This window comes from Micromonospora sp. SD12, from assembly GCF_052068495.1.
GTDB classification, from domain to species: domain Bacteria; phylum Actinomycetota; class Actinomycetes; order Mycobacteriales; family Micromonosporaceae; genus Micromonospora; species Micromonospora echinofusca.
On record NZ_JBQHDF010000010.1, the window covers coordinates 151,623 to 172,288 of the forward strand.

19 protein-coding genes and 1 tRNA gene are annotated in these 20,666 nt (G+C 73.5%); 7 read left to right on the forward strand and 13 right to left on the reverse strand.

Annotated elements, in window-relative coordinates; translation table 11 throughout:
- Window positions 1-56: 56 nt before the first annotated feature.
- From ACTMS2_RS20160 to ACTMS2_RS20185, 6 genes are all read left to right on the forward strand, one after another.
- The gene (locus ACTMS2_RS20160; RefSeq protein ID WP_441176800.1) at window positions 57-296 is read left to right on the forward strand and encodes a hypothetical protein; all 240 of its coding nucleotides are present in this window, start codon (window positions 57-59) and stop codon (window positions 294-296) included.
- Window positions 293-598: a hypothetical protein gene (locus tag ACTMS2_RS20165; protein WP_441176801.1), complete on the forward strand. Its 306-nt coding sequence runs from the start codon at window positions 293-295 to the stop codon at window positions 596-598. The genes ACTMS2_RS20160 and ACTMS2_RS20165 overlap by 4 nt, the downstream gene beginning before the upstream one ends.
- Before the next feature lie 179 nt (window positions 599-777).
- On the forward strand, window positions 778-1,737 hold the full coding sequence (locus ACTMS2_RS20170; protein ID WP_441176802.1) for a bifunctional DNA primase/polymerase: 960 nt from the start codon (window positions 778-780) through the stop codon (window positions 1,735-1,737).
- Complete coding sequence (locus ACTMS2_RS20175) at window positions 1,734-3,293, forward strand: hypothetical protein (RefSeq protein WP_441176803.1); 1,560 nt, start codon at window positions 1,734-1,736, stop codon at window positions 3,291-3,293. The genes ACTMS2_RS20170 and ACTMS2_RS20175 overlap by 4 nt, the downstream gene beginning before the upstream one ends.
- A 534-nt stretch (window positions 3,294-3,827) precedes the next feature.
- Entirely contained in the window at window positions 3,828-4,010 is a 183-nt protein-coding gene (locus ACTMS2_RS20180) for a helix-turn-helix transcriptional regulator (protein ID WP_029124437.1), read from the forward strand.
- Window positions 4,010-5,215 carry a tyrosine-type recombinase/integrase gene (locus ACTMS2_RS20185; RefSeq protein WP_441176804.1) on the forward strand — a complete coding sequence of 402 codons (1,206 nt, stop codon included), beginning with the start codon at window positions 4,010-4,012 and terminating at the stop codon, window positions 5,213-5,215. Before ACTMS2_RS20180 ends, ACTMS2_RS20185 begins: the two co-directional genes overlap by 1 nt.
- 84 nt (window positions 5,216-5,299) lie before the next feature.
- On the opposite strand, the gene ACTMS2_RS20190 is transcribed toward ACTMS2_RS20185, so the two are convergent.
- From ACTMS2_RS20190 to ald, 9 genes are all read right to left on the reverse strand, one after another.
- A tRNA-Pro gene (locus ACTMS2_RS20190) sits at window positions 5,300-5,373 on the reverse strand.
- Between the two features lie 195 nt (window positions 5,374-5,568).
- On the reverse strand, window positions 5,569-6,972 hold the full coding sequence (gene der / locus ACTMS2_RS20195; RefSeq protein WP_441176805.1) for a ribosome biogenesis GTPase Der: 1,404 nt from the start codon (window positions 6,970-6,972) through the stop codon (window positions 5,569-5,571).
- Window positions 6,969-7,649 (reverse strand): (d)CMP kinase, encoded by a 681-nt coding sequence (gene cmk / locus ACTMS2_RS20200; protein WP_441176806.1) that lies wholly within the window; start codon window positions 7,647-7,649, stop codon window positions 6,969-6,971. The genes der and cmk overlap by 4 nt, the downstream gene beginning before the upstream one ends.
- Window positions 7,650-7,807: 158 nt before the next feature.
- Window positions 7,808-8,578: a pseudouridine synthase gene (locus ACTMS2_RS20205; protein ID WP_357724848.1), complete on the reverse strand. Its 771-nt coding sequence runs from the start codon at window positions 8,576-8,578 to the stop codon at window positions 7,808-7,810.
- A complete protein-coding gene (gene scpB / locus ACTMS2_RS20210; protein ID WP_441176807.1) occupies window positions 8,565-9,416 on the reverse strand; it encodes an SMC-Scp complex subunit ScpB in 852 nt (283 codons plus the stop codon). Before scpB ends, ACTMS2_RS20205 begins: the two co-directional genes overlap by 14 nt.
- On the reverse strand, window positions 9,413-10,504 hold the full coding sequence (locus ACTMS2_RS20215; RefSeq protein WP_441176808.1) for a segregation and condensation protein A: 1,092 nt from the start codon (window positions 10,502-10,504) through the stop codon (window positions 9,413-9,415). The genes scpB and ACTMS2_RS20215 overlap by 4 nt, the downstream gene beginning before the upstream one ends.
- Before the next feature lie 53 nt (window positions 10,505-10,557).
- On the reverse strand, window positions 10,558-11,481 hold the full coding sequence (locus ACTMS2_RS20220; RefSeq protein ID WP_089000898.1) for a ParA family protein: 924 nt from the start codon (window positions 11,479-11,481) through the stop codon (window positions 10,558-10,560).
- 311 nt (window positions 11,482-11,792) lie between these two features.
- Window positions 11,793-12,785 carry a site-specific tyrosine recombinase XerD gene (locus ACTMS2_RS20225; RefSeq protein WP_441176824.1) on the reverse strand — a complete coding sequence of 331 codons (993 nt, stop codon included), beginning with the start codon at window positions 12,783-12,785 and terminating at the stop codon, window positions 11,793-11,795.
- 11 nt (window positions 12,786-12,796) lie between these two features.
- On the reverse strand, window positions 12,797-13,912 hold the full coding sequence (gene ald, locus ACTMS2_RS20230) for an alanine dehydrogenase (protein WP_101409295.1): 1,116 nt from the start codon (window positions 13,910-13,912) through the stop codon (window positions 12,797-12,799).
- Between the two features lie 226 nt (window positions 13,913-14,138).
- Between ald and ACTMS2_RS20235 the strand changes: the two genes are divergently transcribed.
- Window positions 14,139-14,480, forward strand: coding sequence for a TM2 domain-containing protein (locus ACTMS2_RS20235; RefSeq protein WP_331716523.1), 342 nt, complete (start codon window positions 14,139-14,141; stop codon window positions 14,478-14,480).
- Window positions 14,481-14,548: 68 nt separating this feature from the next.
- Here the strand turns inward: ACTMS2_RS20235 and ACTMS2_RS20240 are convergent, their stop codons facing one another.
- From ACTMS2_RS20240 to ACTMS2_RS20255, 4 genes are all read right to left on the reverse strand, one after another.
- Window positions 14,549-15,187, reverse strand: coding sequence for an NUDIX domain-containing protein (locus tag ACTMS2_RS20240; protein WP_441176809.1), 639 nt, complete (start codon window positions 15,185-15,187; stop codon window positions 14,549-14,551).
- Window positions 15,184-16,950: a CTP synthase gene (locus ACTMS2_RS20245; RefSeq protein ID WP_441176810.1), complete on the reverse strand. Its 1,767-nt coding sequence runs from the start codon at window positions 16,948-16,950 to the stop codon at window positions 15,184-15,186. The genes ACTMS2_RS20240 and ACTMS2_RS20245 overlap by 4 nt, the downstream gene beginning before the upstream one ends.
- Before the next feature lie 150 nt (window positions 16,951-17,100).
- Window positions 17,101-19,473 carry a hypothetical protein gene (locus ACTMS2_RS20250; protein ID WP_441176811.1) on the reverse strand — a complete coding sequence of 791 codons (2,373 nt, stop codon included), beginning with the start codon at window positions 19,471-19,473 and terminating at the stop codon, window positions 17,101-17,103.
- Window positions 19,473-20,633, reverse strand: a complete 1,161-nt coding sequence (locus tag ACTMS2_RS20255; protein WP_441176812.1) for a glycosyltransferase family 4 protein — start codon at window positions 20,631-20,633, stop codon at window positions 19,473-19,475. The genes ACTMS2_RS20250 and ACTMS2_RS20255 overlap by 1 nt, the downstream gene beginning before the upstream one ends.
- Window positions 20,634-20,666: the final 33 nt, after the last annotated feature.

Here is a 20,666-nt window from a genome sequence, read left to right on the forward strand (position 1 = left end):
TAGTTCCTAGCGGCGTCGACCTCCCGCACCCCTGAAACGGCCTGTGGAGGCATTTCGTGACCACCATCCTGCCGCTCGCTAGCCTCGCCGCCCTCGGTTACGCATCGTGGTACCTGCTCCTGTGCGCGGCGTCGCCGTGGGGACGCTGCCGCCGCTGCCGTGGTGCGCGTTTTCACCGCACGAGCATCGGCACCCGCCGTGAATGCACCCGCTGCGACGGCACCGGCATCCGCGTCCGTGTGGGCCGCCGGCTGCTCGACTACATCCGCGCCGAGTACCGCGACGGCCACCAATGACCGCCCGCCGCGCCGGCCGCGCCGGTCACACCGACTGGTGCGGACGCGACCACCGCTGCAACCTCGGCGAGCACCGCTCCGACGAAATCGTGGTCGACGTCACCGGCCATGCCCGCGCCGTCCTCGTCAGGGTGCGTACCGCCGCCGGCCGCGAGCACGCCGAGGTGCGCGTTCGCGTGGCCCTCGCCCCTGGTGAGATCGCGGCCCGTCGTCAGTTGGTGGGGCTGCTCGGTGACGTGCGCCAGGCCGTGACCCGCGCCGCCGTCGCGGCCCGGCCTCGACCCGGGCGGGCCGGGCGGTGACCGGCGGGCGGTGCGGTCACTGGATCGGCACCGCCGGCCGCTACTGCCACACCACCCATGGCGTCCGGCCCTACCTGCAAGGCCCTCGCTGCCCCGCCCACACGCCCTCAGCGCTCGCCGGGCGGCCGGAGCCGCCCTCCACGCCCCTGTGTCCGCCATCGACCGAAGGAAGGGACCTCATGCCCGATCCTGGCCTGTTGGCCGCTGCTCTTGCCCACGCCGCGCGCGGATGGCACGTCTTCCCGCTGCGCCCCGACGACAAGCGGCCCGCGTTCCCCGACCACACCGCCGACACCTGCACCCAGCTCGACCCGCGTTGCCGCGTCGCTGGCCGACACCTCGGCTGGGAGCCCCGCGCCACGACCGACCCGCAGCGCATCCGGCGCGCGTGGTCGACGCGCCCCTACGGCGTCGGCATCGCGTGCGGCCCGTCCGGGCTGGCGGTGGTCGACCTCGACGTGCCGAAGACCGCCGACGACACCCCGCCCGCCGAATGGGCCGGGGCGCGTGACGGCCTGGACGTGCTCACCGCCCTAGCCGCCCGCCACGGCGGCAGCATCGACACCACGTACACCGTGACCACCGGTCGGGGCGGAAGCCACCTGTACTACCGCCACCCGACCGGCGGCCCGCAGATGCGCAACACCACCGGCGACCGAGGTGGACTCGGGTGGAAGGTCGACACCCGCGCGCACGGCGGCTACGTCGTCGCCGCCGGCAGCACCGCCGCCGGCCGCCCGTACACGGTGGCGCTCGACTGCGACCCGGCGCCGCTGCCCGCCTGGCTGGCAGGGCTACTCAACCCCGCACCGCGACCGGCGTACCGGCCCGCCCCGGTGGCGCTGCCGGCCGACCGGCGCGGCCCCTACGTGGCGGCGGCTATCCGCCGTCAGGTCGCCCACCTCACCGCCGCCCCGGACGGGCAACGCAATCACGCCCTGTTCGCCAGCGCGGTTGCCCTCGGCCAGCTCGCCGCCGGAGGGGCGCTCACCGACGACGACGTCACCGCCGTCCTCGAACCCGCCGCGCTGTCGATCGGCCTGCGGCCCGCCGAGGTCGCCCGCACGATCGCCTCCGGCCTGCGCGCGGGGGCACGCAACCCGCGAAGTCTCGCCACCGTCGGAAGGGCAGCGGCATGACCACCCGCCTACAGATCGGCTCCGGGCCGGAAACGATCCGCGTGCTCAAGGCCGCGCTCGTCGACGGGCTGTTGCCCGACACGTACGTGTCGGCCGGGTCGCTGGTGCACATGGAAGCCGTCTCCGGTGGGCTGGCCACCGCTGCCGACGAAGACTCGCCGCTGCCGGTGTCGGCGAGCATGGTCAACCCCGCCGGCCTGGCTGGGCTGCTCGCCGAGCACGCCTACGTGTACCGGCTCAAGACCCGCAAGAGCGACACCGGCGACCCGGAGATGTTCGAAGACGAGGTGACCCCGCCCCGCGACATCCTGTCGTCGGTGCTGGCCGGCAAGACGTGGCCGGGCGTGCCGCCGCTGCGCGGGATCATCGGTGCCCCGGTGCTGCGCCGCGACGGCACCCTCTTGCAGCGGCCCGGCTACGACCCGGCGACCGGCCTCTACCTCGCCTCCAAGGTGGCGCTGCCGCCCGTGCCCGACGAACCCACCGCCGAGCAGGTAGACGAGGCACGGACGTTCCTGCTCGGCCGGTTCCTGCGTGACTTTCCCTGGGCGTCCGCTGCTGACCGGGCGAACTATGTTGCGCTGCTGGCCACGCCGATCCTGCGGCACTTCACCCGCAGCCTGACGCCGTTCGCACTGATCGACGCGACCATGCCGTCATCCGGCAAGACGATCCTCACCGCCGGGCCGGGAATGCTCTACGGGCAGCGCGTCATGACCTGGGCCTACTCGGATGAAGAACTCCGCAAGAGCATCACCGCGGTTCTCGCCGAGCAGGTCGGGGTGGTCATCTGGGACAACCTCGCCGAGGGCACCGTCATCGACTCCGCCGTGCTCGCCCAGCTCGTCACCAGCGGTGTGTGGTCGGACCGGCAGCTAGGGGCGTCGCGCAACGTCGCCACCGTCAACGACCGGCTGTGGATGGCCACCGGCAACAACCTGCAAGTCGGCGGAGACATGGCCTCCCGCACGGTCCGGGTACACCTCGACCCGAACATGCCCCGCCCCGAACTGCGCGACCAACGCGGCTTCGGCATCCCCCACCTCGACCAATGGATCACCGACCCCGCCAACCAACTCACCGTCCTGTGGCACCTCCTGGTCCTCGTCCTCGACTGGACGCGACGGGGAGCGCCACGGGTCACGGGGTTGTCGATGCGGCAGTTCACCCCGTGGGCGCAAGCCCTCGGCGGGTTCCTCGCCCACCACGGCATCGACGGGTTCCTCACCAACGCCGCCGACGTGCGGGAGATCGATGAAGACGAAACGCGCTGGCGCGCGTTCCTCACCTGCTGGCACGACCGCCACGGCGGCCGTGCCATGACCGCCGCCGAGCTACGTCAGGACGCCGAGCCGATGCACCTCGGCAGCGACGCCCATGACCCGTGGGACGGGCAGTTCATCACCACGCACAACGGCCGCCTACCCAACCCCCTGCAACTCGGCCGGCTCCTCACCGGGCAAGCCGGACGCTGGCGCGGCGATCACGTCATCCGGGCCGGCAAGAACGACCGGGGCGACCGGTCCGTGTTCTGGGTCGAACGCCACCAGGGGTGAAACCCGCTGAACCATCTCCGCATCTCCGCAACGCCGCAGCAACGGCGCTCTACCAGGGGAAACACTCTGAGGAGATCAGAACCTAGAGGATCATCGATCTCCGCATCTCCGCAACCTACTGCGGAGATGACGGCCTCTTGCGGAGATGCCCTGTCAACGGCACTCCGCATCTCCGCAAGCATTCGCCCAGCTCACAGCCATGTTTGCGGAGATGCGGAGATGCGGAGATGGTTCAGCCCTCCCGCGCCGCAACCCACCAACCACCCGCCGCCCGCCGACGTAGGGCGGCCCGCTGAGAGCCACACAGACACTCTGGCGCATCCCTTCACCCCCGCCCGCCGCAGATCTTGGCTTCATGGCGCTCCCAGGGGGCCGCCCAGCGCGTCCCTACGGCGCGGCCTTCCCAACCCTCCTTCGACAGCACCTCTCGCCCGAAAGGCGCTCACCGTGCGACTCGTGACGCAGAATTTCCCGCCAGAAACGCCCGCCGCACCGGAGGTAGAGAACGTCATCCGGCTCTCGCCGAAGCCGTTCATGTCCACCGAGGAGCTTGCCGGGCTGCTCGACGTCGACCCCTCGACCATCCGGCGGTGGCGTACCGTCCCGCCCTTGCAGGGCCCGCCGTTCATTCAGATCTCCGACCGCGTGGTGAAGTACGCGACGGCCGACGTAGAGCGGTGGCTCTCCGCTCGCCGGGTCTACCCGAAGGCGGCATGATGGCCTCTCCCCAGCAGGCACCGATTGGCGTACACCTCGCCTCCGATGTGGAGTTCCGTCCAGGCCGAGATCGCCCCTACCGGGCGCGCGTCCGATGGGTCGACCCGACGACGAAGCGCCGGCTGTCAAAGTCCACGACGGTCGCCACCTCCGAGGAAGCCCAAGCGTGGATCGATGGGATGGCCAGTGCGGCGCAAGGTGGCGTCGACCCGGTCGCCGCGACAAAGCGACTGGCCGAGTACGGCGACAGCGTGATGACGCTGGCGCTACGTGGCCTGGAGCGGAAGACGCTGGATCCATACCTCGCGGGCTGGCGGAAGCGGGTGGTGCCCGCCCTCGGTCACATCCCCGTACGAATGATCACGAACGGTGCCGTTGACCGGGCCGTGCACGGCTGGATTGCCGACGAGTGCAGCCGTTCCACGGTCAAGAACAGTCTTGCCGTGCTGGTCCGCGTTATGGAGCAGGCCGTACGAGACGGCATCATCCCGCGCAATCCCGCACAGGTGACCGGATGGCAGCGCGAATACCGGCGGGCAGAAGACGAGTTGGACGACCCACGCACGCTCGCCCTGCCCAACTGGGAATCGCTGATCACGCTCGCCGCCGCGCTGGTGGAACGGTCCGCGAACGCCTTTCCCGGATGGGGAGACGTGGTCATCTTTGCCGCCTGCACAGCGGCCAGAATCGGCGAGGTTTCCGGCGTCCGCGCCGAGGACATCGACCGGAAGTCTTGGATGTGGACGGTACGCCGACAGACCACGCCCAGCCCCGGCGGCCTGGTTGACAAGGGCACCAAGGGAAAGCGCGCACGCGTGGTTCCGCTGATCGAGGAAGTGCGACCGATCGTCGCTCGCCGCCTGGACTCGGTCGCCGAGCCGCACTCTCGACTGTTCACCGGGCCGCGTGGTGGACGGATCAGCACTGCCGTACTGCGGGACGCGACGCACTGGGACGAGGTGGTAACGAAGCTGGGCTATGAACATTTGCGCCGGCACGACCTGCGGCACACCGGGCTGACCTGGATGGCCGATGCGGGGGTTCCGGTGCACGTGCTGCGGAAGATCGCCGGGCATGGGTCGCTCAGCACGACACAGCGGTACCTGCACCCTGACCGGCAGTCGATCACCGATGCGGGAACGGCGCTCAGCGCACACTTGAAGGCTCGCCGGTCCCCAAATGGTCCCCAGCTACGCGCCGTCTAGATCAGCAATCCCCTACTAGGGGAGAATGAATTAGAACCCGTTGACCAGGAAAAATGCCCTGGTCAACGGGTTCCTTAGCAAGTGTCGGGACGGCCGGATTCGAACCGACGACCCCTTGACCCCCAGTCAAGTGCGCTACCAAGCTGCGCCACGTCCCGATGCTCCCGCGCGGATCTCCCCGCGACAGCCGGTACAGCTTAGCGCAGGATCTTCGCACCGTCCGCACTGCCCCCTCCCGTGCCGGAACGCGTCATCCCGCGCACGCCCTCTAAAGCATCCTAGGAGGATGGGAAGTGGGGGGTAGCGAAAAGCCGGGTGGGAGGGCGCTCCCACCCGGCTTTACATCGAGCGGGTCAGCCGTGCGCCTTGCCCCGGCCGCCGGGGCCGAGCTTCTTGCGAGGACGTACGGAGATCTCGATCGGGCTGCCCTCGAAGCCGAACTCCTCGCGCAGCTTGCGCTCGACGAACCGCTGGTAGCCCGCGTCCAGCGGGGCGGTGGTGAACAGCACGAAGCGCGGCGGCGCCACGCCCGCCTGGGTGGCGAAGAGGATCTTCGGCGCCCGTCCGCCCCGCACCGGGTGCGGGGTGGCCTGCACCAGCGCGGTCAGCCACGCGTTGAGCTGCGCGGTCGGTACGCGGGTCTCCCAGCTCGCCAGGGCCTTGCGCAGCGCCGGGGCGAGCTTGTCGACCGCCCGGCCGGTCTGCGCCGACAGGTTGAGCCGGATCGCCCATGGGATGCGGCGCAGCTCGCGCTCGATCTCCTTGTCCAGGTAGTACCGGCGGTCGGCGTCGACCAGGTCCCACTTGTTGAAGGCGATCACCAGCGCCCGGCCGGACTCGGTGACCATGGACAGGATCCGCTGGTCCTGCTCGCTGATCGGCTCGCTGGAGTCCAGCAGCACCACGGCGACCTCGGCGGCCTCGATCGCCCCGGCGGTCCGCAGGCTGGCGTAGTACTCGGTGCCGCTGGCCTTGCCGACCCGCTTGCGCAGGCCCGCCGTGTCGACCAGCTGCCAGGTCTCCCCGCCGATCTCGACCAGGCTGTCGACCGGGTCGACGGTGGTGCCGGCGACGGAGTCGACGACCGCCCGCTCCTCGCCCGAGAAGCGGTTGAGCAGGCTGGACTTGCCGACGTTCGGCCGGCCGACTAGGGCCACCCGACGCGGGCCGCGCGGGCGGTTCTCGACGATCTTCGGCGCCTCCGGCAGCGCGTCCATGATGGCGTCGAGCAGTTCGCCCGAACCGCGCCCGTGCAGCGCCGACACCGGGTACGGCTCACCGAGGCCCAGCGACCACAGCGAGGTCGCCTCCATCTCGATGGCGGTGTTGTCGGCCTTGTTCGCGACCAGGATCACCGGCTTGGCGCTGCGGCGCAGCATGCGTACGGCGGCCTCGTCCACGTCGGTCGAGCCGACCATCGCGTCGACCACGAACAGCACCACGTCGGCGGTGGCGACCGCCGTCTCGGCCTGCGCCGCGATCGCGGCCGCCCGGTCCTTGGCGTCGGGCTCCCAGCCGCCGGTGTCCACCACGGTGAACTGCCGGCCGGCCCACTGCGCGTCGTACGGCACGCGGTCCCGGGTGACCCCGGGGACGTCCTCGACGACCGCCTGGCGGCGGCCGATGAGGCGGTTGACCAGGGTCGACTTGCCCACGTTGGGGCGGCCGACCACGGCCACGACCGGCTGCGGGCCGGTGGGCTCCTCGGTGTCGGCGTCCGGCTCCCGCAGCTCGATCCACCCGTCGGTGTCGGTCATGCCACTCCCCGATCGGTCAGCAGGTCACGCAGCCGCCCGACGACCTGGTCGATGCCCAGCTCGGTGGTGTCCAGCACCACGGCGTCGGCGGCCTGGGTCAGCGGGTCGGCCTTGCGGGTCGAGTCGAGCCGGTCCCGCCGGGCCAGGTCAGCGGCGGTCGCCGCCACGTCGGTGGCGTCCTCGGCGCTACGCCGGGCGGCCCGGGCCGCCTCGGAGGCGGTCAGGTAGACCTTCAGGTCGGCGTCCGGCGCCACCACGGAGCCGATGTCGCGGCCCTCGACCACGATCCGGCCGGCGTTGGCGATCATCTCGCGCTGCCGGTTGACCAGCAGCGCGCGCACCGCCGGCACGGCGGCCACCGCGGAGACCGCCCCGGTCACCTCCGGGCCGCGGATCTGTGCGTCGACGTTCACGCCGTCGGCGGTCACGCCGTACCCCTGGGGGTCGGTGCCGATGCGCAGGTCCACCTCGCCGGCGACCTTGGCCACCGACTCGGCGTCGGTCAGGTCGACCCCGGAGCGCAGCACCGCCCAGGTGATGGCGCGGTACATGGCGCCGGTGTCGAGATAGCGGGCACCGATGCCGACGGCGAGCCGCCGCGAGACGGTGGACTTACCCGAACCGGACGGCCCGTCCACAGCGACCACGCATCGCCCGGCCCGTTCGTTTTCCTCCACCGTCGTCCTCCTCAGCCCGTACCTCACGAAACACCGGATGTGTCGCGAGCGGTTGTCCAAACGTTCTCAATGATGCCCGGCGTCGCGGTCGCCCGGTGGGCGCCGCCGGCACCGGGCCGCCAGGGAGCCTACCGGCAGCCGTACCCCGAACCCGGGGGTCAGTCACCCACGGCCTTGAACAGGGCGGCGACCTCCGCGTTGGTCAGCCGCCGCGTCCGCCCCGCGCGCAGGTCGCCCAGCCGGATCGGCCCGATCGCGGTACGCACCAGCCGGCTCACCGGGTGGCCCACCTCGCCGAGCAGCCGGCGGACGATGTGCTTGCGCCCCTCGTGCAGGCTCAGCTCGACCTGGGCGCTGCGTCCCAGCGTGTCCACCACCCGGAAGGAGTCGACCTTCGCCGGCCCGTCCTCCAGCTCCACGCCGGCCATCAGCCGCTTGCCGAGGTTGCGCGGGATCGGTCCGGAAACCTCGCACAGGTACGTCTTCTGCACCCCGTACGACGGGTGCATCAGCTTGTGCGCGAGGGTGCCGTCGTTGGTGAGCAGCAGCAGGCCCTCGCTGTCGGCGTCGAGGCGCCCCACGTGGTAGACCCGCTGCTCCACCCGGTTGCCGAGGAAGTCGGCGAGCGCGGTGCGCCCCTTCTCGTCGGCCATGGTCGAGACGACCCCGCGGGGCTTGTTCATGGCCAGGTAGACCAGTCGGGTGTCGGCGACGAGGCGCTCGCCGTCGACGTGGATCACGGCGGTGGCGGGGTCGACCTTGTCGCCGAGCTGGGCGACCCGGCCGTCGACGGTGACCCGGCGGCGGAAGATCAGGTCCTCGCAGGCGCGCCGGGAGCCGACGCCGGCGGCGGCCAGCACCTTCTGCAGGCGCTCGGCCCCCTCGAAGGCGGGCGCGTCGGGGCGGGGCGTGCGGTCATCGCGTGGCATCGGCAAGCTCTTCTACGTCGTCGGGAAGGAACGGGGCCAGCGGCGGGAGGTCGTCGACGCTGTTCAGCCCGAGCTTCTCCAGGAACATCGTGGTGGTCCGGTAGAGGAACGCCCCGCTGTCCGGTTCGGTGCCGCACTCCTCGACCAACCCGCGGGAGACCAGGGTACGGATCACCCCGTCGCAGTTGACACCCCGGATGGCAGAGATCCGCGAGCGGGTGACGGGCTGCTTGTACGCGATCACGGCCAGTGTCTCCAGCGCGGCCTGGGTCAGCCGCACGGACTGCCCGTCCAGTACGAACCGTTCCACGTAGGTGGCGTATTCCGGCCGGGTGTAGAGACGCCAGCCACCCGCGGCCCGGCGCAGCTCGAAGCCGTGCCCGGCGGCCGTGTAGCCGGCGGCGATCTCGTCCAGCGTCGGCCCGATCCGCTCGGCGGGCTGCTCCAGCACCTGGGCGAGGATCAGCTCGCTGACCGGCTCGTCCACCACCAGCAGGATCGCCTCCAGGGCCCCGCGCAGCTCCGCGTCGTCGAGTTCCGGAGGCGGCTCGGGCGCCGCCGCCCCCCTCCGCCGCCCCGCAGCACCCTTCGCCGATGAGCCCCGACCGCCCTTACCCTCCCCGCCGCCAGTCTCCACAGGCGGCACGTCCGCCGCCGCGGACTCCGCCGCGCGCTCAGGATCTCCGGAGATCTTGGTAGGTTCAGGCCCCTCTGGGGGCGCGGAGCTACCAAGATCTCCGGTTTCGGGAGCTGGGGAGGGGGCCGTGGGGCGCTGCCAGGGCGGCACCCAGGCGGCGGCCTGGTCGGCCAGGGAGTCCCGACGCTCGTCGCTGCTCATCCCGCTCGCTCCTCCGTCGTCGCCGTCCCGTTCCCGTCCGCCGCCACACCCGGCGCCGTCCCGCTGCCCTCCGCCGCCACATCTGCCACCGCAGCTGAGTCGGTCTCGTCCGGCACCGGCCGCCGCTCGGCCGACGCCGCCGGCAGCGGGCCGGAGCCCGCCGACTCGGGCACCGTCGGGACCGGCTCGGCCGGGGTGCCCGCGTACTCGTCGACGTGCAGGTCGGGGCCACCCTCGGCGGGGCCGGTCCAGCGTACGGTCAGCTCCTCCAGCGCCTGCTCCTGGACGAACGCGACCAGGCCCTCCCGGTAGAGCTCCAGCAGGGCCAGGAACCGGGCCACCATCTCCAGGGTGGCCTCGCAGTCGGCGCAGAGCAGCGAGAAGGTGGCCGTGCCGGCCCGGCGCAGCCGCTCGGTGAGGATCCCCGCGTGCTCCCGGACACTGACCCGCACCATGTGCACGTGGGCGACGGACACCTCCGGCACCGGCTTCGGCGTCATCGCCCTGACCGCCAGCTTCAGCAGCCGCTGCGGGCCGATGCCGAGGACCAGGTCGGGCAGCGCCTCGGCGTAGCGGGGCTCCAGGGTCACCGCGCGGGGGTAGCGCCGGCCGCCGACCTCCTCCAGCGCGGCGATGTGCGCCGCCGCCTCCTTGTACGCCTTGTACTGCAACAGCCGGGCGAAGAGCAGGTCCCGGGCCTCCAGCAGCGCGAGGTCCTCCTCGTCCTCGACCTCGGCGGCGGGCAGCAGCCGGGCCGCCTTCAGGTCGAGCAGCGTGGCGGCGATGAGCAGGAACTCGCTGGCCTCGTCCAGGTCCCACTGGTCGCCCATCGCGCGGATGTAGGCGATGAACTCGTCGGTGACCCGGTGCAGGGCCACCTCGGTCACGTCGAGCTTGTGCTTGCCGATCAGCTGGAGCAGCAGGTCGAACGGGCCGGTGAAGTTCGCCAGCCGGACGGTGAACCCGCCGCTCTCCGTCGCCGTCCCGGGCGCGCCGGCCGGGTCCGTCGGCACCTCGGCGAGGGCCTCGGCGGCCCGTACCGGGGGCTGCTCCGGCGTCGTCGGAGGGTCGAGGGGCGGCGCGGTCACCGGAAGACCGTAGTCCACGCCCCGGGCGACCCGGCGCGAAGGTGCATCCCGGCCTACCGTTCGGCCTGGGCGGCGATCACCTCGCGGGCCAGCTGGCGGTAGTTGCGGGCACCGGACGAGGCCGGGTCGAGCGTGGTGATCGGGGCACCGGCGACGGTGGACTCGGGGAACTTGACGGTCTTGGTGATCACCGTCTGGTAGACCTTGTCGCCGAACGCCTCCACCACCCGCTGGAGCACCTGGCGGCAGTGGGTGGTGCGGCTGTCGTACATGGTCGCGAGGATGCCCTCGAGTTCCAGGTCGAAGTTGAGCCGCTCGCGCACCTTGTCGATGGTGTCCAGCAGCAGCGCCACGCCGCGCAGGCTGAAGAACTCGCACTCCAGCGGGATGAGCACGCCGTGCGCCACGGTCAGCGCGTTGATCGCCAGCAGGCCCAGCGAGGGCTGGCAGTCGATCAGGATGTAGTCGTACTCCTTGCGGATCGTGCGGAGCACCCGGGCCAGGGCCATCTCCCGGGCGACCTCGTTGACGAGCTGGATCTCGGCCGCGGAGAGGTCGATGTTGGCCGGCAGCAGGTGCAGCCCCGCCACGTCGGTCTTGATCAGGACGTCCTCGGCGGTGACGTCGTCCTGCATGAGCAGGTTGTAGACCGACAGGTCGAGGTTGTGCGGGTTGACCCCCAGCCCGACCGAGAGGGCGCCCTGCGGGTCGAAGTCGACGAGCAGCACCTTGCGGCCGTACTCGGCCAGCGCGGCGCCCAGGTTGATGGTCGTGGTGGTCTTGCCCACGCCACCCTTCTGGTTGGCCATCGCGATGATCCGGGCCGGGCCGTGCCGGTCGGTCGGCATCGGCTCGGGAATCGGCTTGCGCATCGTGTACGCCGCCGGATCCGCCGGACCCAGATCCGCCCCGAGCGTGGCCTGCTGCTCGCGGAGCTCCGACGTCCAGGTCTCGGCACGGTCACCGTTGCCAGCCATGTGCTCGTTGCCCCCTCCCGACGACCACCCGGCGTCGGAGCCGTCCGACGTCCTTCGCGGCGCCGCTGCGCACCCCGGTCTGCATCACCATCGCCCCAGGAGGTCCGCGCCGATGCCGACTGTACGCCACCGCCCGGCGGGCCGGTCGCACCCGCTCGGCGTGTCGCCGCCCCGCCGACCAGGCCAGCCACCGGCGACGTCCTCCGCGCACCGCCCCGTACACCGTCGCGCCACCCCTGCCGGCCGGCGGCGGCCATCCCTGGTGGGCCGCCCGGCGGTCGGTCCCGCGCCCGGGCCGGGGCCGGGCGGGGTCAACCCCGCGCCCGGGGGTGGGCGGTGGCGTACACCTCGCGCAGCCGCTCGACGGTGACCAGGGTGTAGACCTGGGTGGTGGTGACCGAGGCGTGACCGAGCAGTTCCTGCACCACCCGCACGTCCGCGCCACCGTCGAGCAGGTGGGTGGCGTAGGAGTGGCGCAGGGTGTGCGGGGAGACCGCCTCCGGGCCGTCCACCGGCAGCCCGGCCCGCTCGGCGGAGCGGCGCAGGATGGTCCAGGCGCCCTGCCGGGTCAGCGCGCCGCCGCGGGCGTTGAGGAAGACCGCCGGGGTGCCCCGGCCCGCGGCGGCCAGAGCGGGCCGGGCCCGCACCAGCCAGGCCCGCACCGCCTCGACCGCGTACCCGCCGATCGGGACGAGCCGGGTGCGGCCGCCCTTGCCGCGCAGCAGCACGGTGCCCTCGTCGACGTCCAGGTCGTCCACGGCGGCGCCGACCGCCTCGGAGATCCGCGCCCCGGTGCCGTACAGGAACTCCAGCAGCGCCCGGTCGCGCAGCGCGACCGGCGCACCGTCGCCGGCGGCGGTCACCGGGCCGGCGGTCTCCAGCAGCCGCACCACGGCGTCGACCGGCAGCGCGCGGGGCAACCGGCGCGGCGGCGTGGGCGGGCGGACGTCCCGGCTCGGGTCGGCGCCGGCCAGCCCCTCGCGCAGCGCGAAACGGTGCAGGCCGCGCACCGCGCTGGCCGCCCGCGCGGCGGAGGAGACCGCGAGCGGCGGATGCTCCTCGTCGCCGGCGCGCAGCCGGGCCAGGTGCGCCTCGACCTGCCCCGGGCCGACGGCGGCCAGGTCCGGCACGCCGGCCGCCGCCAGGGTGCCCAGGTAGCGCTCCAGGTCGCGCCGGTACGACGAGAGGGTGTTCGCCGACAGTCCCCGCTCGACGGTGAGGTGGTCGAGGTAGCCGCGCACGGCACGGCGCAGGGCCGGCGCTGGCTCCCCGCCCGCGCCGGCCCCGTCCGCTGTGCCGGTCAGTCCGCCACCCCTCAGGCCAGCGCGTCGGCCAGCGCGAGGCTCGGCATGCCGTGCGCCTCGGCGACGGGGCCGTAGGTGACCTGGCCGTCGTGGGTGTTCAGGCCCAGCGCCAGCGCCGGGTCGCGGCGCAGCGCCTCACGCCAGCCGTGGTTGGCCAGCTCCAGGGCGTACGGCAGGGTGACGTTGGTCAGCGCGTAGGTGCTGGTGTGCGGCACCGCGCCCGGCATGTTCGCCACGCAGTAGAAGATCGAGTCGTGCACCTGGTAGGTCGGCTCGGCGTGCGTGGTGGGACGCGAGTCCTCGAAGCAGCCGCCCTGGTCGATGGAGATGTCGACCAGCACGCTGCCCGGCTTCATCCGGGAGACCAGCTCGTTGGAGATCAGGGTCGGGGCCTTCGCCCCGGGCACCAGCACCGCGCCGATGACCAGGTCCGCGTCCAGCACGGCCCGCTCGATCTCGTACGCGTTGGAGGCCACCGTCTGGAGGTGGCCCCGGTAGATGGCGTCGGCCTGGCGCAGGCGGGCCACGTTCTTGTCCAGCAGCAGCACCTCGGCCTGGAGGCCCAGCGCGATCGCGGCGGCGTTCATGCCGGAGACGCCGGCGCCGATGACCACGGTCTTCGCGGCGTAGACGCCGGAGACGCCACCCATCAGGATGCCGCGCCCGCCGCCCTGCCGCTGGAGGTGGTAGGCGCCCACCTGCGGGGCGAGCCGGCCGGCCACCTCGGACATCGGGGCGAGCAGCGGCAGCGACCGGTCGGGCAGCTCGACGGTCTCGTACGCGATGCCGGTGACCTTGCGGTCGACGAGCGCGTCGGTGCACGCCTTCGAGGCGGCCAGGTGCAGGTAGGTGAAGAGCACCTGCCCCTCGCGCATCCGGTGGTACTCCTCGGCGATGGGCTCCTTGACCTTGAGCACCAGCTCGGCGGTCTCCCACACCTCGTCGGCGGTGGCCAGGATCTTGGCCCCGGCGGCGGCGAACTCGTCGTCGCCGATGCTGGATCCGACGCCGGCGCCGGACTCGACGAAGACCTGGTGGCCGCTGCGGACGAACTCGTTCACGCCCGCCGGCGTGATCGCCACGCGGTACTCGTGGTTCTTGACCTCGCGGGGGATTCCGACCTTCACGATGCAGACACCTCTCTTCGGGGCTGCGCTCCCCCGACTGCGCGGTGCCACGGCGGCCCCTTTGCCGCCGCGGTCCACCGGTCCCGCCGGCGGCAGTCTAGGCGCGTCGGCACCGCCGCCGAGGCAGCACAGTGACATCCGGTGCCGGCACACGCTGACGATGTGTCAGGCGTGAACGGGGCCGGCGGTGCGACCCGCACCTCAGCCGTCAGGACAGTGTTCATCCATTATCGTCCCACTCTTCGGGTGCCGCTGCGGACAGGAGACCAGTGGATCACTAGGGTGTCGCCTCATGACCACACCTCCTTACCAGCCCGGCTACCCCAACCAGCCCGGGTACCCGTCGGGTGTCTCCGACAAGAGCAAGGTCGTCGCGGGCGTCCTGCAGATCGTGCTCGGCACCTTCGGCATCGGCCGCTTCTACATGGGCGACACCAAGACCGGCGTCATCCAGCTCATCGTGTCCCTCGTGACGTGCGGCATCGGCGGCATCTGGGGCTTCGTCGACGGCATCCTGATCCTGATCAACGGTGGCGTCGACGGGCAGGGCCGGCCGCTGCGCGACTGACCGACCCGGAACGACGAAAGGGGCCGTGCGGCGTACCGCACGGCCCCTTCACGTTCTCCGCCCCCGGCTCAGCCCGGTAGGGGCGCGTCGGCCCGGCGCAGCGCCGACCAGCCGGTGTCGCGGGCCCGGGCGGCGGCGAGCAGCCCGGCCACGCAGGAGGCGTTGGTGATCTCGCCCGCGAGGACCATGCCGACGGCCTCGTCCAGGTCGACGCGGACGACCTGGAGGTCGGCCTCCTCGTCGTGGCGCTCGTGCCGCTGCGGCGCCGGCACGTCGGCCAGGTCCCGGGCCAGGAAGACCCGGACCAACTCGTTGGTGAAGCCCGGCGAGCTGTGCAGGTCCACCAGGACGTCGATCCGCCCGGCGGTCAGGTCCACCTCCTCGGCCAGCTCCCGGACCGCGGCGGCGGCCAGGTCCTCGCCGGAGACGTCGGTCAGCCCGGCCGGCAGCTCCCACAGATGCCGCCCGACCGGGTGCCGGTACTGGCGGATCAGCACCACCTGACCGGCCGCGTCGAGCGCCACCACGGCGACCGCGCCGACGTGCCGGACGAAGTCGCGCACGCCCGTCCCGCCGCCGGGCATCGCCACCTCCTCGCTGACCACGTCGAAGATCCGGCCCCGGTAGCGCTCGGTGCGCGAGCGCACCTCGTAGCGGTGCCCGACGGCGCTCGTGTCGCCGTCGGAGCCGACGGTGCGCCCGCTCACGAGGCCGACGTCGCCTTCGCGGCGGCGCCCCCGTTGCGGGCGGCGTTGGTCGCCGCCGCGTCCGGGTTCGTCGCGCTGTCGGCCGCGTCGAGGTCGACCGGGAGCTGGTCGGCCTCCGAATACGCCACCGCCGCCTTGACGAAGGAGGCGAACAGCGGGTGCGGGCGGGTCGGCCGGCTCTTCAGCTCCGGGTGCGCCTGGGTGGCGACGAAGAACGGGTGCAGGCCCCGGTCCAGCTCGATGAACTCGACCAGCCGCCCGTCGGGCGAGGTGCCGGAGACGTGCAGGCCCGCCTTGGTCAGCGCGTCGCGGTAGGCGTTGTTCACCTCGTAGCGGTGCCGGTGCCGCTCGCTGACCTCGGTGCTGCCGTACGCCTCGGCGACGAGCGAGCCCTCGGCGAGCGCCGCCGGGTACGCGCCCAGCCGCATGGTGCCGCCCAGGTCGCCCCTGCCGGCGACGATGTCCTCCTGGTCGGCCATCGTGGCGATGACCGGGTGCGCCGCCTCCTCGTCGAACTCCAGCGAGTTGGCGCCCTCCAGGCCCGCCAGGTGCCGGGCCACCTCGATGGTCATGCACTGCAGACCGAGGCAGAGGCCGAGCAGCGGGATGCCGTTCTCCCGGGCGTAGCGGGCGGTGCCGATCTTGCCCTCGATGCCGCGTACCCCGAAGCCGCCCGGGATGACGATGCCGTCCACGCCGGCCAGGGCGGCCGCGGCGCCGGACGGGGTGACGCACTCGTCGCTGGGCACCCAGCGCAGCTGCACCCGGGCCCGGTGGCCGAAGCCGGCGGCCCGGATCGCCTCGCTGACCGACAGGTACGCGTCGGGCAGGTCGACGTACTTGCCGACCACGGCGACGGTGACGGTGTGCCGGGGCTGGTGCACCCGGTCCAGCAGGTCGTCCCAGCTGGCCCAGTCGACGTCGCGGAAGGAGAGGCCGAGCCGGCGCACCACGTACGCGTCGAGACCCTCGCGGTGCAGCACCTTGGGGATGTCGTAGATGCTCGGCGCGTCCGGGGCGGCGGTGACGGCCTCGCGGTCGACGTCGCAGTAGAGCGACAGCTTCTGCTTGACCTTGTCGGGGATCTCCCGGTCGCAGCGCAGCACCAGCGCGTCGGGCTGGATGCCGATGCTGCGCAGCTGGGCCACCGAGTGCTGGGTCGGCTTCGTCTTCAGCTCGCCCGACGGCGCCAGGTAGGGCACCAGGGAGACGTGCAGGTAGAAGCAGTTGTCCCGGCCCAGGTCGTGGCGGACCTGGCGGATCGCCTCCAGGAACGGCAGCGACTCGATGTCGCCGACGGTGCCGCCGACCTCGGTGATCACCACGTCCGGCACCTGGCCGTCGTCGTCGGGGTCGGCCATCGCCAGGATCCGCGACTTGATCTCGTTGGTGATGTGCGGGATGACCTGGACGGTGTCGCCCAGGTACTCGCCGCGCCGCTCCTTGGCGATCACCTCGGAGTAGATCTGGCCGGTGGTGACGTTCGCCTTGCCGGACAGCGCCCGGTCCAGGAACCGCTCGTAGTGCCCGACGTCGAGGTCGGTCTCGGCGCCGTCCTCGGTGACGAAGACCTCGCCGTGCTGGAACGGGTTCATCGTCCCCGGGTCGACGTTGAGGTAGGGGTCGAGCTTCTGCATCACCACGCGCAGGCCGCGCGCGGTGAGCAGGTTGCCGAGGCTGGAGGCGGTGAGGCCCTTACCCAGCGAGGAGGCGACTCCCCCGGTGACGAAAATGTGCCTGGTCGTCCGTGCTGATGGGGCCAAGGCCTGCTCCCGTGTCGTCCGTCGCGGTCGTGCAGACCGCCGTGCCGATCAGCCAAGTGATCACGCGATCCACGGGATTCCACGGTAACACCTCTCCCGGCCCGCCCGCCGGGCGCACCCGCAGCGGGCCGTGGCACGTCCCCATCCGGGTCAGGAGGCGGTGACCTCGGTCGATGACCGTCCGGCCGGCGCGCGTTTCCCGGCGGCGGCGCCGGCCGTCGGCTCCTGCGCCCCGGTGTCCGGGCCCGGCGACCGCGGGGCCGGGGGCGTCGGCGCCGCGGCCGGTTCCGCGCCCCGATCCGGGGTACGGGCGGTGCCCGCCCCCGCGCCGGTCGGGGTCGGGCGGTCCGGGCCGTCGCCGTCCGGTCCCCCGCCGGTGTCGCCGCCCGTCCCGCCGGGCCCCTCGTCGCGCTGCCGGCCCGCGTCGGGCAGCGTGCGGTCGGTGGAGTGGTCGAGCACCCGCAGCGCGGCCAGCGCCGCCATCGGCACCACCACGGCCGCGGCCGCGCCGGCGACGTCCAGGGCGTCGCCGCCCAGCACCCCGCCGGTCACCGCGGCGACGGCGGTGCCGGCCATCGCCGCCCGTATCGCCGGGTAAATGCCGAACAGCCGCATCAGCCCGCCCCACGGCTGGAGCAGGGCGAACCAGACCAGCAGGGCGCCTGCCAGGGCCAGCACGGTCAGCGGGCTGTTGACCAGCGTCTCGAAGTTCGCCGTGCTGGAACGGTGCACGGTGAGCCCGCCGGTGCCGTCGCCCACGGCGGCCAGGAAACGGCCGAGGCTGCCCCGCTCGGCGGCGGGCCGGCGCAGGTCGAGCACCGCGAAGCCGATGGTCAACGCCAGCCCCGCCATGGTGGCCCAGGCCAGCCGGCTGATGGTCAGCCACCCGCCGGCGCTGATCGCGGCGGCGACGCTCAGCCCGGCGGTCAGCGCGATCGCGCCGATCGGATCGGCCCCCAGGTACGGGCTGCCGACGACCAGTACGGCGGCCCCGCCGACGGCCACCATCACGGGCGGCCGCCACGACCGGCGGACCCGCTGGGCCAGCCACCCCGCGCTGAGCAGGGCGCCGGCCAGGAACACGCCGAGCCCGACGGTGCCCAGCCCGGCGTACCGGCCGCCCTCCAGGGCCGAGTAGCCGACCACCCCGTTGAGCTGGAGGCGGGCGCCGGTGAGCACGTCCATGCCGACGGTCAGCGTGGTCAGGCCGGCCACCGCACCGAGCGGGCCGAGGGTCGCCGCGTGCCCCGGCGCGAGCCGGACCACGGCGGTCGCGGCGACCAGCAGCAGCACGGTCACCCCGGCGAAGTACACGCCCGCGTGGTCCCCGCGCCACCAGGGCACGGCGTCGGCGAGCAGGGCGGCCGGCACGGCGAGGGCCGCCGCGATCAGCAGCAGCTCCACGACCGCCACCACGCGTGGCGACACCGGCTCCGGGCCGTACGGGCCGGCGTGCCGGCGGGCCCGGCGCAGCAGCGGCAGCACCGCCACGGCCAGCAGCACCTGGGCGCCGGCGAGCAGGGTGAAGAACCAGTCCGCCACCCGACGCTGGGCGGCGGCCTCCCGGTCGGCGTCGGCGGGCGCGGCGATCGCGGCGGCGAGGTCCGCCGGTCGCCCGCCGACCGACTCTGCCGGCCGGCCGAGGAAGAGCCGCTCCGGCATCGGCCGGCCCAGCGCGGTGAGCGCGGTCGGCGCGAGGTCGACCAGTTGCAGGTAGCCCTCGCGGCCGGTGCTGGCGGAGGTGAGCCACCCGCGTTCCCAGCCCGGCCCGTCGGCGACGGCCACGTGCAGCCGGGACGGCGCCTCGGTGTCGGACACCCCGGCGACGAGCACCAGCGAGCGGGGCGGCCGGGCGGCCAGCACCCGGGCCAGGCGGGCGTCGGCCGCGCGCGCTGCCGTGGCCCGGGCCACCGGGTCCTCGCCGGCCACCGTGCCCAGGTCGACGATGCTCAGCACGCAGGAGCCGAGCAGGCCCGCCGGGTCGGCGGGCAGCGCCGGCACGTACCGGTCGACGCGGCCGAACGGCCGGGCCGCCGCGACGGCCGCGCCGGGCCCGACCGCCACCGAGCAGCGCACCGACTCCGACAACGCGCCGGGCACCGTGCCCCAGGGCAGTCGCTCCTGGTTGTGCAGGACGACGCTCTCCTGGTCGGGCAGGTTCGCGCCGATGCCGTCGGGTTGCTCGATCGCCACCTGCGCCGGCGGGCAGCCGCCCGACTGGCGGCTGCCGTTCCAGGCGGCGTAGCTGCCCGCGCCGAGCGTCAGCCAGCCGTCCACGGGGCAGGTCGGCCGGTGCGCTGAGCGGACCGACAGGGAGCCGATCGAGCCGTCCTGGGCCATCCGCCACAGCGTCGGCGTGGTCTGCGGGTCGACGTCCTCCCAGCGCAGTCCCGCCACCCCGGCGAGCACGACGAAGTCGGCGGTGCGCCCCGGTGCCTCCCGGTCGGGGCGGACGGTCAGCGCGGTGATGCCCAGCGCCACGACCACGAGGGTCAGCAGGATCGGGGCGATTCTGCGCCGCATCAGCGGCGTCCCGTCGACGGGGCGTCGGCGCCCGGGGCCGCCGGTCCGGCGCCGTCCGGGGCCAGTTCGGCGTAGAGCGCCGCCAGTTGGGCGAGGGTGTCGGCCTCGGTGGGCCAGGTGGCGGCCCGCTCGGCGCCGCGCCGCCCCAGCCCGGCCCGCGCGGCCTCGTCGTCGAGCAGGTCGCGCACGGCCGCGTCGACGGCGTCCACGTCCCCGGGCGGCACCAGCACCGCGGCGTCGCCGACCAGCTCCGGCAGGCCGCCGACGCCGGTCGCCACCAGCGGTACGCCGGCCCGCATCGCCTCCTGCGCGAAGAGCTGACGGGCCTCCCAGTCGCTGGTCACCACCGCCAGGTCGGCCCCGGCGAGCAGGTCGCCCACGTCGGTGCGGTGCCCGAGCAGGGTCACCGGGGCCCGGGCGGCGGAGATCCGGGCGGCCAGCGGCAGGTAGGCGGGGCCGCTGCCGGCGATCACCACCACCGGCGCCGGTGTGCGCGTACGCCATCTCGCGGCGGCGTCGATGAGCACGTCGTAGCGCTTCTGGGGGTGCAGCCGCCCGACGGACAGGATCAGCGGCTGTTCCGCCGCGACGCCGAACTCTGCGCGGACGGCGGCCCGGCGGCGGCGCGGTGCGGGCAGTGCCGGCGCGGCGACGGGGGCGAGCCGGGCGTCCGTCGCGCCCAGCGCGGCGGCCCGCTCGACCAGGTCCGTGGAGGCGCCGAGCGCCACCCGGGCGCCCCGGGCCACGACCCGCTCGACGAGACGGGACACGCCGCCGCGCAGGCCACCGGCGAGCACCGCGTTGTGCCAGGTCACCACGAGCGGGGCGGCCGGGCGGGCGAGTACGGCGACGAGCCCGGCCCGCAGCCCGTGGGCGTGCAGCACGTCGACCTCCTCGGCGGCGAGCGCCCGGCGCAGCGCGCCGACCGCCCGGACGTCGGCCGGGGTCGGGCTGGCCGGGATCTCCACCGGCAGGAAGCGGGCACCGACGCCCGTGAAGTCGAACTGCTCCTGCGTCGCGGCGGGCCCGCAGACCAGCACGCGGGCGCCCCCGGCGGTCAGGCCCCCGGCCAGCGAGCGGACGTGCTGCCCGACACCGCCGGTGCTGGAGGCGAGCAGCAGGGCCACGGTGCCGTGCCAGCCGGGAACCGGTGCCGTCACCACGACCACCCCCGCCCGTCGGTCGCCGTCGGC

Coding starts and splice junctions, on each gene's coding strand:
- der (WP_441176805.1), bottom strand. CDS start 6,972: ATGACCGACACCGACGGGTGGATCGAGCTGCGGGAGCCGGACGCCGAC.
- ACTMS2_RS20185 (WP_441176804.1), top strand. CDS start 4,010: ATGGCCTCTCCCCAGCAGGCACCGATTGGCGTACACCTCGCCTCCGAT.
- ACTMS2_RS20205 (WP_357724848.1), bottom strand. CDS start 8,578: ATGCCACGCGATGACCGCACGCCCCGCCCCGACGCGCCCGCCTTCGAG.
- scpB (WP_441176807.1), bottom strand. CDS start 9,416: ATGAGCAGCGACGAGCGTCGGGACTCCCTGGCCGACCAGGCCGCCGCC.
- ACTMS2_RS20250 (WP_441176811.1), bottom strand. CDS start 19,473: ATGCGGCGCAGAATCGCCCCGATCCTGCTGACCCTCGTGGTCGTGGCG.
- ACTMS2_RS20165 (WP_441176801.1), top strand. CDS start 293: ATGACCGCCCGCCGCGCCGGCCGCGCCGGTCACACCGACTGGTGCGGA.
- ACTMS2_RS20180 (WP_029124437.1), top strand. CDS start 3,828: ATGTCCACCGAGGAGCTTGCCGGGCTGCTCGACGTCGACCCCTCGACC.
- ACTMS2_RS20175 (WP_441176803.1), top strand. CDS start 1,734: ATGACCACCCGCCTACAGATCGGCTCCGGGCCGGAAACGATCCGCGTG.
- ACTMS2_RS20220 (WP_089000898.1), bottom strand. CDS start 11,481: ATGGCTGGCAACGGTGACCGTGCCGAGACCTGGACGTCGGAGCTCCGC.
- ACTMS2_RS20170 (WP_441176802.1), top strand. CDS start 778: ATGCCCGATCCTGGCCTGTTGGCCGCTGCTCTTGCCCACGCCGCGCGC.